Annotated in this window: 18 protein-coding genes and 2 riboswitches; of the genes, 6 read left to right on the forward strand and 12 right to left on the reverse strand. The window is 68.2% G+C overall.

The features are described 5' to 3' along the window. From BX604_RS36335 to BX604_RS39860, 3 genes are all read right to left on the reverse strand, one after another. Nucleotides 1–639, reverse strand: a 639-nt coding sequence (locus tag BX604_RS36335) for a cobaltochelatase subunit CobN (protein ID WP_179894951.1), incomplete at its 3' end; no start/stop codon positions are given. A 6-nt stretch (nucleotides 640–645) separates the two neighbouring features. Continuing rightward, nucleotides 646–1,734 carry a cobalamin biosynthesis protein CobW gene (gene cobW, locus BX604_RS36340; protein ID WP_098556615.1) on the reverse strand — a complete coding sequence of 363 codons (1,089 nt, stop codon included), beginning with the start codon at nucleotides 1,732–1,734 and terminating at the stop codon, nucleotides 646–648. Between the two features lie 25 nt (nucleotides 1,735–1,759). Further along, the gene (locus BX604_RS39860; protein ID WP_257146506.1) at nucleotides 1,760–1,882 is read right to left on the reverse strand and encodes a hypothetical protein; all 123 of its coding nucleotides are present in this window, start codon (nucleotides 1,880–1,882) and stop codon (nucleotides 1,760–1,762) included. Between the two features lie 191 nt (nucleotides 1,883–2,073). Beyond that, nucleotides 2,074–2,339, reverse strand: a riboswitch (cobalamin riboswitch). A 124-nt stretch (nucleotides 2,340–2,463) separates the two neighbouring features. Then, nucleotides 2,464–2,700, forward strand: a riboswitch (cobalamin riboswitch). 110 nt (nucleotides 2,701–2,810) lie between these two features. Between BX604_RS39860 and cobA the strand changes: the two genes are divergently transcribed. From cobA to BX604_RS36360, 4 genes are read left to right on the forward strand one after another with little or no spacing between them, the layout of a single operon-like run. Continuing rightward, nucleotides 2,811–3,623: a uroporphyrinogen-III C-methyltransferase gene (gene cobA, locus BX604_RS36345; protein WP_179894952.1), complete on the forward strand. Its 813-nt coding sequence runs from the start codon at nucleotides 2,811–2,813 to the stop codon at nucleotides 3,621–3,623. After that, entirely contained in the window at nucleotides 3,620–3,997 is a 378-nt protein-coding gene (locus BX604_RS36350; RefSeq protein WP_098556618.1) for a cobalamin biosynthesis protein, read from the forward strand. The genes cobA and BX604_RS36350 overlap by 4 nt, the downstream gene beginning before the upstream one ends. A 34-nt stretch (nucleotides 3,998–4,031) precedes the next feature. Then, entirely contained in the window at nucleotides 4,032–4,634 is a 603-nt protein-coding gene (cobO, locus tag BX604_RS36355) for a cob(I)yrinic acid a,c-diamide adenosyltransferase (protein WP_098556620.1), read from the forward strand. 3 nt (nucleotides 4,635–4,637) lie between these two features. After that, nucleotides 4,638–5,942: a cobyrinate a,c-diamide synthase gene (locus BX604_RS36360; RefSeq protein ID WP_098556622.1), complete on the forward strand. Its 1,305-nt coding sequence runs from the start codon at nucleotides 4,638–4,640 to the stop codon at nucleotides 5,940–5,942. A gap of 34 nt (nucleotides 5,943–5,976) precedes the next feature. On the opposite strand, the gene BX604_RS36365 is transcribed toward BX604_RS36360, so the two are convergent. From BX604_RS36365 to BX604_RS36375, 3 genes are all read right to left on the reverse strand, one after another. Then, entirely contained in the window at nucleotides 5,977–6,276 is a 300-nt protein-coding gene (locus BX604_RS36365) for a type II toxin-antitoxin system RelE/ParE family toxin (protein WP_098556624.1), read from the reverse strand. After that, the gene (locus BX604_RS36370) at nucleotides 6,266–6,511 is read right to left on the reverse strand and encodes a type II toxin-antitoxin system ParD family antitoxin (RefSeq protein WP_098556626.1); all 246 of its coding nucleotides are present in this window, start codon (nucleotides 6,509–6,511) and stop codon (nucleotides 6,266–6,268) included. Before BX604_RS36370 ends, BX604_RS36365 begins: the two co-directional genes overlap by 11 nt. Nucleotides 6,512–6,624: 113 nt before the next feature. Beyond that, complete coding sequence (locus tag BX604_RS36375; protein WP_098556628.1) at nucleotides 6,625–7,788, reverse strand: M20 aminoacylase family protein; 1,164 nt, start codon at nucleotides 7,786–7,788, stop codon at nucleotides 6,625–6,627. Between the two features lie 358 nt (nucleotides 7,789–8,146). Here BX604_RS36375 and BX604_RS36380 point away from each other — a divergent pair, with 358 nt between their 5' ends. Together BX604_RS36380 and BX604_RS36385 are read left to right on the forward strand one after the other, a co-directional pair. After that, nucleotides 8,147–9,217 carry a type IV toxin-antitoxin system AbiEi family antitoxin gene (locus BX604_RS36380; RefSeq protein WP_098556630.1) on the forward strand — a complete coding sequence of 357 codons (1,071 nt, stop codon included), beginning with the start codon at nucleotides 8,147–8,149 and terminating at the stop codon, nucleotides 9,215–9,217. Beyond that, nucleotides 9,186–10,091 carry a nucleotidyl transferase AbiEii/AbiGii toxin family protein gene (locus tag BX604_RS36385; RefSeq protein ID WP_098556632.1) on the forward strand — a complete coding sequence of 302 codons (906 nt, stop codon included), beginning with the start codon at nucleotides 9,186–9,188 and terminating at the stop codon, nucleotides 10,089–10,091. The genes BX604_RS36380 and BX604_RS36385 overlap by 32 nt, the downstream gene beginning before the upstream one ends. 44 nt (nucleotides 10,092–10,135) lie before the next feature. On the opposite strand, the gene BX604_RS36390 is transcribed toward BX604_RS36385, so the two are convergent. The 6 genes from BX604_RS36390 to BX604_RS36415 all read right to left on the reverse strand — a co-directional run bounded on the left by BX604_RS36390 (nucleotide 10,136) and on the right by BX604_RS36415 (nucleotide 16,702). Further along, entirely contained in the window at nucleotides 10,136–10,552 is a 417-nt protein-coding gene (locus BX604_RS36390) for a PIN domain-containing protein (protein ID WP_098556634.1), read from the reverse strand. Next, nucleotides 10,549–10,815 carry a type II toxin-antitoxin system VapB family antitoxin gene (vapB, locus tag BX604_RS36395; RefSeq protein ID WP_096505350.1) on the reverse strand — a complete coding sequence of 89 codons (267 nt, stop codon included), beginning with the start codon at nucleotides 10,813–10,815 and terminating at the stop codon, nucleotides 10,549–10,551. Before vapB ends, BX604_RS36390 begins: the two co-directional genes overlap by 4 nt. Nucleotides 10,816–11,067: 252 nt before the next feature. Then, the gene (locus tag BX604_RS36400) at nucleotides 11,068–12,090 is read right to left on the reverse strand and encodes a GNAT family N-acetyltransferase (RefSeq protein WP_098556636.1); all 1,023 of its coding nucleotides are present in this window, start codon (nucleotides 12,088–12,090) and stop codon (nucleotides 11,068–11,070) included. After that, nucleotides 12,090–12,929, reverse strand: coding sequence for a formyltransferase family protein (locus BX604_RS36405; RefSeq protein ID WP_098557121.1), 840 nt, complete (start codon nucleotides 12,927–12,929; stop codon nucleotides 12,090–12,092). The genes BX604_RS36400 and BX604_RS36405 overlap by 1 nt, the downstream gene beginning before the upstream one ends. A gap of 86 nt (nucleotides 12,930–13,015) precedes the next feature. After that, nucleotides 13,016–15,280: a TonB-dependent siderophore receptor gene (locus tag BX604_RS36410; protein WP_098556638.1), complete on the reverse strand. Its 2,265-nt coding sequence runs from the start codon at nucleotides 15,278–15,280 to the stop codon at nucleotides 13,016–13,018. A 45-nt stretch (nucleotides 15,281–15,325) separates the two neighbouring features. Continuing rightward, a complete protein-coding gene (locus BX604_RS36415; RefSeq protein WP_098556640.1) occupies nucleotides 15,326–16,702 on the reverse strand; it encodes a lysine N(6)-hydroxylase/L-ornithine N(5)-oxygenase family protein in 1,377 nt (458 codons plus the stop codon). Nucleotides 16,703–16,707 lie beyond the last annotated feature (5 nt).

Consider the following 16,707-nt stretch of genomic DNA (forward strand, 5'->3'; position numbering starts at 1 on the left):
CCAGTGCGCGCGATAGAACAGGATCGCGACGACGGGCGCGCCGGGCGTCCAGCGCGCACGCCAGTCGTCGACGCTCGCCGAGTCGCGCGCCGGGTGATACAGCGCCGCGGCCGGCAGCGGCCGCGGCGGCTCGGGCTCGTCGCCGAAACCGAGCGTATGGAATGCAATGCTGCGCAGCAGCGCGGCGGCGTTGTGCAGCCCGCCTTCGCGCAGGTAGCGCCACCACAGCCGGCACAGGTCCGGCGTGACCGTGCTCTTCGCGACGAGGTTCGGGTCTTCCTGCAGGTCGCCCGAGAACATCGCGAGCCGTTGCCGTTGCTTCGACGCGAGCGACACGGCCTGCTCGATCCCGTACGGCCAGTACGCTTCGCCGCCGAGATGGTCGATCACGACCGTCTTCGCGTGACGCAGCACGTCGTCGACATAGAAATCGACCGACGCCGGCTGCCGCAGGAACGTGACGTTCGCGAGCCGTACGCTCGGAAAACCCGCCGGCATCGTCGGCACGACGCTCGCCAGCAGCGACAGCGTCGTGTCGGCCGAGCTCAGGATCACGATGTCGGCCGGCTGCTGGTCGATCCGGACGACGCCCTGCGTATCGTCGACGAAGCCGCCCGGCGTGGTGCGCAGCAAATGCATCGTGCGTTACGCCTGTTGCGTGTGGGCCGCGCACGCGGCGTCGAACGCGCGTTGCAGCGCGGCGGCGTCGAGATCCTCGCCGATCAGCACGAAGCGGCTCGCGCGCGTTTCGCCGTCCTGCCAGCGACGATCGAAATAGCTGTCGAAACGCCGGCCGACACCCTGGATCACGAGCCGCATCGGCGCATCGGGCAGCGCTGCGAAGCCTTTCGCGCGGTAGATCGTGTGCGTCTCGACGACGCGCTGCAGCGCGGCGATCGTCGCTTCGCGCGAACCCGCATCGCCCGACACGACGACCGAGTCGAAATCGTCGTGATGGTGGTCGTGATCGCCGTCGTCGGCCGAGCCGTGATGGTCGTGACGCAGATGGATCGTGTCCTCCGACGCCGACTCGAGCCCGAGCAGCATCGCGAGATCCAGTTCGCCGCGCGTCGCGCGCACGATCTTCACCTGCGGCGGGATGTCTTCGCGGATCGCGGCTTCGACTTCGGCGAACTGCGCGTCGCCGACGAGATCGGCCTTGTTCACGATCACGAGATCGGCCGACGACAGCTGGTCGGCGAACAGTTCGTGCAGCGGCGATTCGTGGTCGAGGTTCGGATCGGCGCGGCGCTGGGCGTCGACGGCCTGCGGATTCTCCGCGAACTGGCCGCTCGCGGCGGCCGGCCCGTCGACGACGGTCACGACCGCGTCGACCGTGAAGCTGTTGCGGATCGTCGGCCAGTTGAACGCCTGCACGAGCGGCTTCGGCAGCGCGAGGCCCGACGTTTCGATCAGCACGTGGTCGATATCGGCGCGGCGCTCGACGAGCGCCTCCATCACCGGATAGAACTCTTCCTGCACGGTGCAGCACAGGCAGCCGTTCGCGAGTTCGTACAGCTGGCCCGACGCTTCGCCCTGCGCGCCGTCCGCGTCCTCGCAGCCGATGCCGCAGCCCTTGAGGATTTCGCCGTCGATGCCGAGCTCGCCGAACTCGTTGACGATCACCGCGATGCGGCGGCCTTCGGCGTGCTGCAGGATGTGGCGCATCAGCGTGGTCTTGCCGCTGCCGAGAAAGCCCGTGACGATCGTGACGGGAAGCTTGCGTAGGGACATGGTAGATCCTGTGTCGAGAATGGAATCAGGCCGGGATCGTCGCGCCGGATGCGGCGCGGCATGTCATCTGGCGGATCGCGGGGATGTCGCGGCGCAGTCCGGACGGACGGCCGCTGAACGTGAACGGACGGAACGACGAATCGGACATGACGCTTCCTTGCGAACGGTCGACATGGTGAATGCCAACACGGCCGTCGCGGGCCCGGCTCCCGCGCCGCCTGCGGTTCGTCGCGTCGGCCCGGGCGCGCGGGCGCGGCGGGCCGATCGGCGAAGAAAGCGGGAAACGCTCGGGCGTCGGGCATGCTGCGGCCGTGGACGATGCGCCGCCTCCCCGCGACGCTGAACCCCAACGTTTCGGCCGGTATCCGGGCTGACGAACACGCCGCTTCGCCTTCCCGGATGCACGCGGCATCCAGTGGCGGTCGTCCGCATGCGGCAGGCATGCGGCGAAGCGGCGCTGCGTGGCGCTTGCGCGCGACGCGTTCGCTTACCGTTGCGGGGGCAGCACAGGTTGGCTCGACTGCGGCGCAGTCACGCTTCCTGTTTCCCGTTTAACTGCGCGCGCCGGAGGAGCGCGCGCGAGCACCAAAACGCGTGCGAGTGTAGGCGGCGGTGCGGGGAGCGTCAAGGCGAAACGGGCCGCCGCCGGGCGTTCGGCATGGCTGCGGCGGCGCCCGCAACGCCGCATCCGGCGCCCGCGCGGCGGGTTCGCGCGGATCGGTCGCTGTGCTATCGTAGCGCCGCGTTCGGTGCTCGCACGCGCATTTCCGCGCATGCAGTTAAACGGGAAACAGGGGGCGGATGTCCGCCCGGCCTGTGCTGTCCCCGCAACGGTACGCCGCCCGCGCGCCGCGCTTGCCGCGCACGCGCCCAGGCCGCCCGCGATGCCACTGCCCTTCAGCGGGCGGGAAGGCTGCGGCCTGGCAAGCGGCCAGCCCGGATACCGGCCGACGCAAGGGGCGAGCCCGATGCTCGCCGAACGCCCGATCCGCGGGGGACGGATGGGGTGCGCATTCCGCCCGCGCTCGCGCGGGCTACGCTCGATCAATCATGTCTTGCCTGTCCGTCGGCCGCCGATGTGCCGCCCGCTTTCCCCTTTCCACTGCTTCGACACGGTGCGCGCCGTGCCGCCCGCGATGAGCCGCGCATGGCTCGTCGGCGCCGGCCCCGGCGACGCCGATCTGCTGACCTTGAAGGCCGTGCGCGCGATCGCCGCGGCCGACGTGCTGCTCGTCGACGATCTCGTGAACCCCGACGTGCTGTGCCATGCGCGCGCGGATGCGCGCATCGAGCAGGTCGGCAAGCGCGGCGGCCATGCGTCGACGCCGCAGGACGCGATCGTCGCCGCGATGCTCGCGCACCTGCGCGCGGGCCGCAGCGTCGCGCGGCTCAAGGGCGGCGATCCGTTCGTGTTCGGCCGCGGCGGCGAGGAATTGCTCGCGCTCGGCGCGGCCGGGTTCCCGGTCGAAGTCGTCAACGGCATCACGGCCGGCATCGCCGCACCGACTGCGCTCGGCATTCCGGTCACGCATCGCGGCGACGCTCAGGGCGTGATCTTCGTCACCGGCCACGGCGCGGGCGCCGACGAACCCGACTGGCGCGCGCTGGCCGCCACGCGGATGACGATCGTGATCTACATGGGCATTCGCCGGCTCGACGCGATCGCGGCCGCGCTGCGCGACGGTGGCCTGGCCGGCGACACGCCGTGCGCGGCGATCGAGAACGCAACGCGTGACGGACAGCGGCATGTGCTCGCGACGCTCGATACGGTGGTCGAACGCGTCGGCGCGGCCGGTATCGGCTCGCCGGCGATCGTCGTGATCGGCCGGGTCGCCGCGCTTGCCGACGATCCGGCGGTGCGCGCGGCGCTCGGCGGCAGCGGCGCATGATGCGCGTCGCGCTCGGCGTCGGTTTCCGCGCGGGCGTGACGGCCGCACAACTCGATGCCGCGATCCGCGCGGCGCTCGCGCGTTACCCGGCCGCCGAGCCGGCCGTCGTCGCGACGCTCGCCGACAAGGCGCACGCGCGTGCGCTGCGCACGCTGTGCGCGCGGCGCGGCTGGCCGCTCGTCGCCTTCGACGCGGCGCAGCTCGCGCATTGTCCCGAACCGGCGCCGAGTGCGCCGTCGGCGGCCGCGCTTGCGCGTTTCGGCGTCGCCGGCGTGGCCGAACCCTGTGCGCAGCTCGCGGCGCCGCATGGCCGGCTGCTCGGCCCCAAATCCATCCTGGGCGGCGTGACGGTTGCACTCGCCGGCCCGCTCTGAACCCTTTGTTTCGCTTTCGACAGGACGACTCCCGATGAAGACCGATGCCGAATCCCATCAACGGATGACCGAACGCCGCCGCGCCGGCCATGAAAAGAAGCAGGCCGCCGCCACGCACGAGAAGGGCCTGCTGATCGTCAACACCGGCAACGGCAAGGGCAAGAGCACGGCCGCGTTCGGCATGGCCGTGCGCGTGCTCGGCCACGGCATGCGACTCGGCGTCGTGCAGTTCATCAAGGGCGCGCTGCACACGTCCGAGCGCGATTTCCTCGGCGCGGTCGCGGAGTGCGACTTCGTGACGATGGGTGACGGCTATACGTGGAACACGCAGAACCGCGACGCCGACATCGCGACCGCCCGCAAGGGCTGGGACGAGGCGCGCCGGATGATCGAAAGCGGCGAATACCGGATGGTGATCCTCGACGAGCTGAACACCGTGCTGAAGTACGAATACCTGCCGCTCGACGAAGTGCTCGCGACGCTCACGGCCCGGCCGGATGCGGTGCACGTCGTCGTCACCGGACGGCACGCGCCCGATGCGCTGATCGACGCGGCCGACCTCGTCACCGAAATGCGGCTCGTCAAGCATCCGTACAAGGAGCAAGGCGTGAAGGCGCAGCGCGGCGTGGAGTTCTGAGCGATGCCGGCCTGCCCCGCGCTGTTCGTCAGCGCACCCGCGTCCGGACAGGGCAAGACATCGGTGACGGCCGGCCTCGCGCGGCTGCACCGGCGGCTCGGCCGGCGCGTGCGCGTGTTCAAGACCGGGCCCGATTTTCTCGATCCGATGCTGCTCGAACGCGCGAGCGGCGTGCCCGTGCATGCGCTGGATCTCGGGATGGTCGGTGAAGCCGGCTGCCGCGCGCTGCTCGCCGAGGCCGCGCGCGACGCCGACCTGATCCTGATCGAAGGCGTGATGGGGCTGTTCGACGGCACGCCGAGCAGTGCCGATCTTGCGACGACGTTCGGCGTGCCGGTCGTCGCGGTGATTTCCGCGAAGGCGATGGCGCAAACCTTCGCGGCAATCGCGTTCGGGCTCGCGCGGTTCCGGCCCGAGGTGCCGTTTCACGGCGTGCTGGCGAACCGCGTCGGGTCGCCGCGCCACGCGGAACTGCTGCGGCAGGCGCTGCCCGACGACTTGCGCTGGCTCGGGCACGTGCCGGCCGATGCAGGCATCGCGCTGCCGGAACGGCATCTCGGGCTGCACCAGCCGGCCGACATCGACGATCTCGACGCACGGCTCGATCGCACGGCCGACGTGCTCGCGCACACCGCGCTTGCCGAGTTGCCGCCTGCCGTCACGTTCGCGGAACCGGACGTTGCCGCCCCACTGCCGCGCGCGCTCGCCGGCAAGCGAATCGCGATCGCCCGCGATGCGGCGTTCTCGTTCATCTATCCGGCCAATCTCGCGCTGCTCGATACGCTCGGCGCGCAGTTGCGGTTCTTTTCGCCGCTTGCCGACGAACCCGTGCCCGACGATTGCGATGCGCTGTTCCTGCCGGGCGGCTATCCGGAGCTGCATGCGGCGACGCTGGCGGCGAATGCCGTGACCGCGCGGACGATTCGCATGCACGCGGCGGCCGGTCGGCCGATCGTCGCGGAATGCGGCGGGATGGTGTATCTGTGCGAATCGCTGACCGACGTGGAGGGCGTCACGACGCCGATGCTCGGACTGCTGTCAGGCCAGGCGACGATGCAGCGCCGGTTCGCGGCGCTCGGCATGCAGCAACTCGATACGTGCACCGGGCCGATGCGCGGTCATACGTTTCATTATTCGCGGCTGGATACGCCGCTGGTGCCGGTTGCGACCGCCGCCCGGCCCGATGGCGAGGCTGGCAGCGGTGAAGCCGTTTATCGCGCGGGCGCGATCGTCGCGACGTACATGCACATGTACTGGCCGTCGAATCCAGATGCGGCGGCGGCGTTGTTCGGCGGGGACGCGTTCTAGTTTGGCCGATGTCGCAATTGCACCGGGACGGTGATTACAGATGCCGCTCGATATCCATGCGCTGATGCAGAATCCGGATGACATCGAGCGTGTCATCCGTTTCGCGATAGAAAACGACGTGTGAACTTACCGCGTACCGGAAATCGCCCTCGCGAACAGCGCAAGCCTGGCCGACCTTTTCTCCGTGCGCCAGTGCTTCCATCGTTGCGATCAGATCGCGGTGGTAATGGTCCGCCCGCGCGAGCGACCAATGCTCGGCGGTATAGCGCCAAATGTCTTCGAGATCGAGTTCCGCCAGCGGGGTCAGCTGAAGCTGCCGACCCTTAACCGCCATGGGATACCCGCATGCGCGTCAGGAACGCCTCGCTATCGAATGGCCTGGGCGCTCCTGAAGCCTCGCCTGCCTTCAACGCTTCTTGCAACGCACGTACCTGCGTTTCATGTGATTCGAGGAGTCGCAAACCGGCTCGGACGACATCGCTCGCAGAGCCATATCGCCCTGATTGCACTTGCGCATCGACGAATTCGGCAAAGTGGTCACCGAGGGAAACGGATGTGTTTCGCGACATGAGTCACCTCCTTTTCAGGGTATTCATCATATACCAAAGTTTGGTATATCTTGTGTTCGGCCGCCGGACAGACTCACCGATGCGCGGCCGCCAACCTCACGCCGCATTCCCCATCACACCAGAAACGTCTCGGCCAGCTTGACCCAGTACGACGCACCGGTCGGCAATGCCGCGTCGTTGAAGTCGTAGCCGGGGTTGTGCACCATGCAGCCGCCCTCCCCGTCGCCGTTGCCGATGATCAGGTAGGAGCCCGGCCGCTGTTCGAGCAGGAACGCGAAATCCTCGCTGCCGGTGAGCGGCACCATCCCGTCGATCAGGTTCGCTTCGCCGACCCACTCGCGCGCGACGCCGCGTGCGAACGCGGTCATCTCCGCATCGTTGACGAGTACCGGGTAGCGCCGCTGGTAGTCGATCGTCGCGGTCGCGCCGAACACGGCCGCCTGCGCGTGAATGACTTCCTTGATGCGCGTTTCGAGCAGGTCGCGCACCTCGGGCTTCAGCGCGCGCACGGACAGGCGCATCTGCGCGCGATCGGGAATCACGTTCGGCGCCTCGCCCGCGTGGATCGCGCCGACCGTGACGATCGCCATGTCGAGCGGCGACACGTTGCGCGACACGATCGTCTGCAGCGCGACGACGATCTGCGCGCACACGACGACCGGATCGATCGCCTTGTGCGGCACCGCGCCGTGGCCACCGCGCCCCTGCACGTCGACGATCACGGTATCCGACGACGCCATGAACGGCCCCGGCAGGAAGCCCAGCTTGCCCGTCGGGAAACCCGGCATGTTGTGCATCGCGAAGATCGCATCGCACGGAAACAGCTCGAACAGCCCGTCGTCGAGCATTTGCTTCGCGCCGCCGAGCCCTTCTTCGGCCGGCTGGAAAATCAGGTTCAGCGTGCCGGAGAAACGACGCTCGCGCGCCAGGTGCTTCGCGGCCGCGAGCAGCATCGCCGTGTGGCCGTCGTGGCCGCACGCGTGCATCTTGCCGGCGATCGTGCTCTGGTACGGCAGGCCGGTCGATTCGTGGATCGGCAGCGCGTCCATGTCGGCGCGCAGGCCGAGGCGCTGCGTGCCGTTGCCGACTTTCAACTGCGCGACGACGCCCGTGCCGCCGAGCCCGCGATGCACCGTGTAGCCCCACCCTTGCAACTGCTCGGCGACGAGGTCGCTCGTTGCGAATTCCTCGAAACCCAGCTCGGGGTGAGCATGGATGCGGTGCCGGATCTCGATCATTTCGTCGGCGAGGCCTGCGGGGATCACGCTGTGCGTCACGGTGTCGTCTCCTGTTGTCCAGTGGGGATGTGCAGGCAAGGATAGTCCGTTGAGCGACAACCGGACAGACAGAAAGTCGTCGCGGCGGCAACTGCTGGTTGCCGGTCGATCACACCGGCGCGGGACGAGGCGCGCGGCGCCCGGAAGCGCTGTCCATCCGGACGACTGCCGCATGCGGTCGGCACACTCGACACTGCATGTTCAGGCTCGATTTTTCATGCGGAGGTCATCGTTGGTTGCCGCTCGACATTCCGAAATAATTCCTTTGCATCAACAGGTTGAGAACGTTTGTTCATTTTTTGACGGTTGTACATTTTTTGTGTACGCTGACAAAACAGTGAACAAGCGATCCTCCGTGATGCCCGCGAACGCCCCTCTCCCGATATCGGAACAGCACGTGCTCGACGAGGCCTGCGCCGCGTTCGCGCGCGCGACCCGGCGCTTCAATGCGCGGCCCGTGCGCGTGCCGGCGGCGTATCGGGCGCGCGCCGGCGCAATGATCCGCTTCGACATCGCCGGGCAGACCTTCGAGATGCCGGCGGCCGTGAGCGTTGGCGTCGAATCGCTGCAGGGCGCGCTCGCGGCACTGCGTCACCGCGGCGGCACGCCCGCGCCGGGCGAACGGCCGCTGATGCTGGTCGCGCCTTATTTTTCTGCCGAACTGGCCGCCCGCCTGACCGAGCACGACATCCCGTTTCTCGATACCGCCGGCAATGCGAGCCTGATCCAGCCGGAGGCCACCGTGATGATCGCCGGCCGGCCGAAACCTGCCCGCACGCCGCGTCGTCAGGCATCGCGCGCGACGACGCCCAAGGGACTCGCCGTGATGTTCGCGCTCGCGACGCAGCCGGGCCTCGTCGCGCAGCCGTATCGCGCGATCGCCGCCGAATCGGGCGTCGCGCTCGGCACGGTCAATCTCGCGATGGACGATCTGATGGCGCGCGGCCTCGTCGCACAGCGGCGCAACGGCGAGCGGCTGCTTCCCGACTGGCCGCGTTTCGTGCAGGAATGGGTCGCGCTGTACCCGAGCCGGCTGCGCGCGAAACTGCCGGGCCGGCGGTTTGCCGCGCTTGCGCCCGACTGGTGGCGCGACTTCGATTTCGCGGCGTGCGATGCACGGCTCGGCGGCGAACCGGCAGCCGACCTGCTGATCCACGACCTGAAGCCGGCCGCGATCACCGTCTATACGCACGGCGCCGTGTCGAACCGCTTGCTGCTCGAGGCGCGCCTGCGTCCGGACGAGCACGGCGACGTCGAGCTGCTCGAAGCGTTCTGGCCGCCGTCGCCGGCACTCGACTGGCGCGAGCGGGATGTGCCGCTCGTGCCGCCGCTCCTGATCTACGCGGATCTCGTCTCGTCCGGAGACAGCCGCAATCTTGCCGCCGCCGAGCAGATCCATGACCGATACCTCGCCCACCCGCCCGCTTGAGGTCGATCCGCGCCGGCCGCTCGAGCCGGCGGCGCTCGCGCTGCTGCAGGCGGTCGGCGCGGCCTGCACCCGGCTCGACGCGGCATTCGTCGTCGCCGGCGCGACCGCGCGCGACATCCTGATGTGGCACGTCCATGGCATCCGGCCGGTGCGCGCGACGCGGGACGTCGACGTCGCGGTGTGCGCGGTGAGCTGGCCGTTTCACGCGCAGCTCGTCGATGCGCTGGTCGCGACCGGGCAATTCGCGCACGCGCCCAAGCATCAGCAAAAGCTGCTGTTCGACAGCGGCACGCAGGGGTTTCGCACGGAACTCGATCTCGTGCCGTTCGGGCCGCTCGAAACACCGCCCGGAGAAATCGCGTGGCCGCCCGGCGGTGAGTTCGTGCTGAACGTGCTGGGTTTCCAGGAGGCGGTCGATACGGCGCTGCCCGTGTCGGTCGGCGCGGGCGTCGTGGTGCCGGTGACCAGCCTGCCGGCGCTCGTGCTGCTGAAACTGCTTGCGTGGAAGGACCGGCGCGCGCGCCAGAACAGCGACGCGTACGACCTGCTGTTCCTGCTCACGCATTTTCACGACGCGGGCAATCGCGAGCGCATCTGGGACGTCGCGCCCGATCTGGTGGAACTGCATGGTTTCCAGCCGGAGCTGGCGGCGGCGGCATTGCTGGCGCGCGATGCGAAGCGGATTGCGTTGCCGCACACGTACGACGCCATTCGCACGCTGTTATCCGACGAAGCGATTTACGCGCTGCTCGGGCAGGATCTGCTGGCACGTGCGTTCGCGCTGTTGCCGGGTGAATTCAACGACGATGCGGACCGGTATCTCGACGCGTTCCGCGGCGCTTTTCTTGCCGGTCCGCCCGCCGGCCACGTGTGACGTGACGCAACCCGGCGAGATGACGACGCTGCCGCCCGTCCGGCTCAAGCTGCCCAGTCTTCGACGGACAACCCCGCGACGCGACCGAATTCACGACTGTTATGCGTCACGAGCACCGCGCCGGCGGCGATGGCATGGCCGGCGATCGACGCATCGTTTGCGCCGATCGGCGTGCCGCGGGCCGCAAGATCCACTCGAATCGCGGTCGTTGCATCAACTGCGGCCGTATCCCACGACAGCACGCCATCCAGCCGTGCGACGAAGGCCGTCACGAGGTCCGCATGCTTTGGCGACGCCTTCTTGCCCACAGCGCCGAATCGCATTTCGGCATAGGTGATCGCCGACACAACGATCCGGTGCTGCGCATTGACGCACGACTGCAGCCGGGACAACACCACGGGCGGCCGCTCGCGCATGATGAACGCGCAGATGTTCGTATCGAGCATATAGAGCGTCGTCACTGGCTCGCCTCCGTCGATGCATCGTCATCGGTGCCGGACAGGTCGAAACGGCCGGTTTCGACGACGGCCGGGCGCTCGACGAGGAAATCGGAATCAGCCAGCGGTTCGCTCGCGAATGACAGCCACGTCGGTCGTACCGGACGCAGCAGCAGCGTATCGCCCTCGCGGCGGATCTCGAGCTCGGTCACACCCTCGAATTCCATGTCCTTCGGGATGCGGATTGCCTGGTTACGGGCGTTCTTGAAAATGGAAACGGTGCGCATGAGCCACTCCACTGGAGTTCGATGCGTCCACTCTAGGCATATGCCGGCATATGTCAACGTTGGGGGGCGCGGACCGGGAAGCGTGTCCCACGCTGTGGCGAGTGTGCTGGCCATATCGTCACGACCTGTCGTGGATGAGAGGGAAATCCGTTCTTCCTCATGCGGCCCGGCTGATCCATATCCCGAACGGCCGATGCCCACCCCGTCAGGCCGCGCGACACGTCACCCGGTCGCCTCGCGCCCCCCGCCCAGTCACGGCAACCGGAAAGTGTCGAAAAACGTTTCGCGCTCCATCACGGTCAGCGCCGCGCGCTTGTGCGGGAAATCGAACTCCTTCAGCGTGTAGAACCCGAGCCGGTGCATGTACGCGATATGCCGCACGTGATCAACCCGCGGCTCGCCCACGAGCCGCTGCGTGCGCGGTTCGTCGACGAACATGTAGTGCAGCACCCCGCTCCACCACGCATGCAGCTTGCCCGCGCTCTGGAACCGCGAGTCGCCGATCAGCAGGTGCAGCCCGCGATCGTAGTCGTGCGCGTCGTAGAACGGCGCGAGACGATCCTCCTTCGCCCAGTAGAACTCGAAATAGCCGAACGGCGTGTCGTCGAAATAGCCGATCATCGGATGCATGTGCGGATCGGCGAGTCGCTCCGTCAGATACGCGGCATGCTCGTCGCGCGTGCCGCGCTGATCCCAGAAATGCGCGACGCGATCGAGGTTCATCCAGTCGCTGAAAAGCTGCGCATGCGTGTCGACGTCGACGGTGCGCAGGCTGAACGTCATCCCGACCTGCGGCATGTAGCGCGCATAGATCTCGCCGGCCGGCGACGGCGGCCGCACCGGATGCCGATGGCCGTTCGTGATCGCATAGCGCAGCGGCATCCCGCTCGATGCGCTCGCCGCCAGCCACGGCCGCGGGTTCTGCCAGAACGTCGCGCGCGACGCATTCAGGCGCAACCGGTCGCCGTCGATCCGCGCGTCGTCGATCACGCCCTCGCGCACCGCGCGGGCGACGTACGATGCAACGGCCGCCGGATCGGCGCCACCGAGTGGCACCGACACCGTCGCCGCATCGTGCCGCGTGTCCGTATTGAACAGCGCGACGAATTCCGCGAGCAGCGCGGCCGGCGGATCGTCGGGCCGCCATGCATCGAGCGTGCGCTCGATGGCAGGCGTCGCCTGCGTCTGCGCGTGTGCCGCGCCGTCGAGCGCCGCGGCCACCTCGCCTTCAACGGCCTCCGCCGCGCCGGCCGGTTTCGTCAGCGTGTATTGCATCACAGTGCTCCCGCGTCGTGGCGGTCGGCGAGGAGGTGCAGCCCCCGCTCGAGCGCCGGAAACAGGCTGCGCTGGAAGTTGTTCCAGCGCAGTTCGAGAATCGTGTCGTCCGGCGCGATCGGCGTGTCGAGCACGTCGCAGATCACTTCGCCGGAATCGATGCCGTTGTCGACGTAGTGGAACGATGCGCCCGTCATCGTCACGGGTTCGACGCGCGCGCTCGCGCCGCTCGTCCAGTCGACCCGCTCGCCGCGCGCACCGTGCAGCGCATCGAGCGTCGCCCACGCGCCGCGCCGCTGGTACGGCGAATCGTCGGCCGTGATGCCGGGGTGGATGTTCGCGATGCGCCGGTGAAAGCGCGCACCGGGCCGCACGAGCTCGTCGAGGATCACGAGCAGCCCGTCGAGCACGACCACGTCGGCGTCGAGTTCGAGCAGGCGTTCGAGCAACCGGCGCTCGAACGCCTGCTTGCCCGTCACGCGTTCGCGTGCATCGCGCGGCAGCCGGCGATACGTCGACGCAATCGTGCAGAACAGGTCGTCGACGAGCCGCCCCTGCACCGTCAGTCCTTCCGGCAGGATCCACGGGCGGCCCGGCGTGCGCGCGAACCCGTAGTCGGCGACCTTCGCGCGGTCGGCCGGCGAGCCAGCGTCGTCGTCGACGATCACGCCCTGGAGCGTATAGCGCTCGCCGAGCGGCGAATCGTTCAGCCGCTCGACGAGGAATTCGAGCGGCGCCTTCATGTAGCGCGTGCCGCCCTGGTAAGCGACCGGTTGGCCGGCGCGATCGGCCGCGCCGTTGCGCAGCGACTGGATATAGACGAGATTTTTCTTCGGCATGGAGGCGTCGTGGAAAAAGCGGACGACGGCGCCGCGGCCCGCGCGGACCGGCCCGCAGGCCGGCCGGCACGCCGCGGCGCACGGCGTCACCAGTTGTATTTCGCGGTGGCGATCACCGTGCGGTCGGTGCCGAAAATGCAGACGCTGGTCGACTGGCAACCGCTGATGTAGTGGCGGTTAAACAGGTTCGTCCCGTTCACGGCAAAACGCCAGTTGCGCATGTCGTAATGCACGCCCGCGTCGAACAGCGTGACGCTCGAGACCGACAGCGAGTTGTCGGACGCACCGGCCGACGCGCTCTGGTAGCGAACGCCGCCGCCGAGGCCAAAGCCCGCGAGCGGCCCCGTGTGCCACGTCCAGTCGGTCCACAGCGACGCCATCTGGCGCGGACGCGGAATGTCGACCGGCCAGTTGTTCAGCGAATCGTCGTTGGCCTTCACGTTCTTCACGTCCTGGTAGACGTAAGACGCGATCACCGACAGGTTGCGCGTGAGCTTGCCGGTCGCGCTCAGCTCGATCCCGCGCGAACGCACTTCACCCGTCTGGATCTGCGTCGTGCCGGCCGGATCGAGATTCGTCGGCGTCGGCGTGAGCACGTTGGTCTGGTTGATCTGGTAGATCGCCGCGTTCAGCATCATGTTCTTGCCGGGCGGCTGCCAGCGCAGGCCGGCCTCGATCTGCTTGCCGCGCGTCGGCTGCGGCAGGCCGCCGCCGTACAGGCTCACGCCGATCAGCGGGTTGAACGACGTCGCGTAGCTGACGTACGGCGACAGACCGTAGTCGCCCTCGTACGTCAGCCCGACGCGGCCCGTGAACGCCGTCACGTCGGCCTTCGACTGCGTGCCGCCCGCGCGGTCGTCCATCCGCATGTTGACCCAGTCCTCGCGCCCGCCGAGCGTCAGCGTCCAGCGGTTCCACTTGATCTGATCCTGCGCGTACAGGCCGAACGTGTTCATCGTCGTGTACGTGTTGGTCCGGTACGTGGAGTTCGGATCCGAGAACACCGACAGCGTGACCGGCGTATAGACCGGGTTGTACAGGTTCAGCGTCGGGGCGGCGGCCAGCCATTCGCTGTCGGTCGCGGTCTGGCGGTTGTACTGGAAGCCGAGCAGCAGCGTGTGCTGGAGCGGGCCCGTCGCGAAGCGGCCTTCGAGGTTGTTGTCGATGTCGAAGCGGCTGTAGTTCATCTGGAACACGCCGGCCCAGCGGTTGACGTCGGTCAGGGTGTCGTCGGCGAAGCCCGCGCCCCACACCGACCCGTTGTCGAGCGACAGGTGCATCAGGCGGGTGTTCTGGCGGAACGTCCACGCCGGCGTCAGCTTCTGCTCGAACTGGTAGCCGAGCGACCACTGCTTCTTGTGGTAGTAGTTGAAGCTGCCGTCGCCTTCGTAGATGTCCTGGTTGATCTGGCCGTTCGGGTTCGGCAGCACGGTGCCCTGCGCCGGCAGGAAGTTCGACGAGATGTCGCCCCAGTCCTGCAGGTACGTGGCGGACAGCGTCAGCGACGTATCCGCGTTCGGGCGCCAGCGGAACGACGGCGCGAGCGACACGCGCTGGTCGTTGTTCGGGCCGGTCACCGCGTTGCCGTCGCGTGCGACGCCGACGAACCGGTACGCATACTGGCCGTCCGGGTCGAGCTTGTCGCCGACGTCGATCATGAACTGCTTGCGCGCATAGTTGCCGATCTGCACGCCGGCTTCGCGCACGCGCTCGCCGTCGGCAGTCTTGGTCTGCACGTCGATGATCGCGCCCGGGTCGCCCGCGCCGTACAGCACCGAGGTCGGTCCGCGCAGCACCGAGATGCTGTCGATCATGTACGGATCGACGCGCCAGCTCGACAGGTTGAGCGTGTTCGGCACCTGCAGCCCGTTCACGTAGGCGGTCGGCGTGAAGCCGCGCAGCGCCGCGTACCAGTCGGAGCGGTTGTCCGAACCGTACGACGAGAAACCGGGCACGTAGCGCAGCGCCGCGTTCACGTCGGTCGCGCCCGTCATCTCGATCTGCTGCGCGGTGACGACGTTGATCGTCTGCGGGATTTCGTTGATCGGGGTGTCGGTCTTCGTGCCGCTGCGGCTGCGCTTCGCGACGAGCCCGACCGTACCGTCGCCTTCCGAGCCCGCGTTGACGTTGATCGCCGGCAGCGTGCCGGACGCTGCGCTGCTCGATGCATTCGCCGCACCGGCCGTCGTATTCGCCGCCGTGCCGTTCTGCGCGCTGCCGACCGACGCCGCAGCGCCTGCGCTCACGGTCGGCGCCGTCTGCGCGAATGCGTGCCCTGCGGCCGCCGTTCCGAACGCCACGCTCGCCGCGGCTGCGATCGCACGCACACGCGTGCCTGTTGCCCACTCCATCTTTCTCTGCTCCAGTTTTTTATGCGGTCTCCGACCGCGCCTTTGTCAAAGAGCGAAAGCCATCCGGCCCGCGCTCACCCCGTTTTGATGTCGTTGTTCATGTGCTGCCCGGGCCGCGCCGTCGTCATGGCCGGGCGCGATCCCGTCTTCGAGCGACGCGCAGATTTCGTCCGCGCGGCGTGCGAGAACCGACAGCAGCGTGTCGGATAAACCGTGGCTGTCTTCGCAGCAGCCTTGCAGGTAGATGCGCGGCGCGAAGTGCTCGGGCGTCGCGAGCAGGTAGTCGCGCGTGACGTCGCCGCGCGTGAGTGCGTCGCCCAGGTACGGTGCGAGCCCCTCGAGCAGCGACGAGTGCGTGTCGCGCCGGTAGCCGGTCGCGAGCACGAGCGCGTCGAAGCGTTCGACGCGCGTGGCGCCGTTCATCCGGTCGCGCAGCGTCAGCTCGATGCGACCGTCGGCGGCACGCACCGCGGCTTCGATCGCACAGTTCGCGAGCAGCGCATGGCGCGGCGTGCCGTCGATGCGCTGCAGGTACAGCATTTCGTAGATCTGCTCGATCAGCGGCCGGTCGACCACCGCGTAGTTGGTGTCGCGATAGCGCTCGAGCAGCGCGCGGCGCGCGTCGTGCGGCTGCGCGTAGACGACGTCGGTGAACGCCGGGCTGAAGATCTCGTTGACGAACGGGCTGTCGTCGGCCGGTTTCAACGCACCGGCGCGCATCACGAGGCTTGCGTCGACGTGCGGGAAGCGGCGCGCGAGGTCGATGAATACCTCGGCCGCGCTCTGCCCTGCGCCGATCACCGCGACGCGGCGGCGCTCGCCGTCCGGCGATGCGACCAGCCGGTCGATGTCGGTCAGATACGACGACGAGTGGATCACGCGGTCGCGGCCGAGCGCGGCGAACGCGTCCGGCACCGCCGGCGTGCCGCCGACGCCGACCGACAGCGCGCGCGTCACGCGCTGGCGCTCGTGGCCGGTGGCATCGCGCGACAGCACGCGCAGCGCGTCGATGCGTGCGCCGTCGCCGTGTACGGGCTCGATCGCCGTGACGGTCTCGCTGTAGTGAACGTGCTCGTCGAACGCTTCGGCGACCCAGCTCAGGTAGTCGTGGAATTCGACGCGGGTCGGATAGAAGTTCTTCAGGTTGACGAATTCGTTCAGCCGGCCCCGTTCGAACAGGTAGTTGATGAACGTATAGCGGCTCTTCGGATCGCGCATCGTGACGAGATCCTTCAGAAACGAGATCTGCATCCGGCAGTCGTCGAGCAGCATCCCGCGATGCCAGCCGAATTCCGGCTGGCGTTCGACGAAGCAATGCGCGAACGGACGCGCACCGCCGCGCTCGGCAAGACGCACGGCCAGCGCCAGATTCGACGGCCCGAAGCCGACGCCGATCAGGTCGAATACGGTTTCTCTCTGCATGTCTC

Origin of the sequence: Burkholderia sp. JKS000303 (assembly GCF_002563755.1) — a bacterium.
Taxonomy (GTDB): Bacteria; Pseudomonadota; Gammaproteobacteria; order Burkholderiales; family Burkholderiaceae; genus Burkholderia; species Burkholderia anthina_B.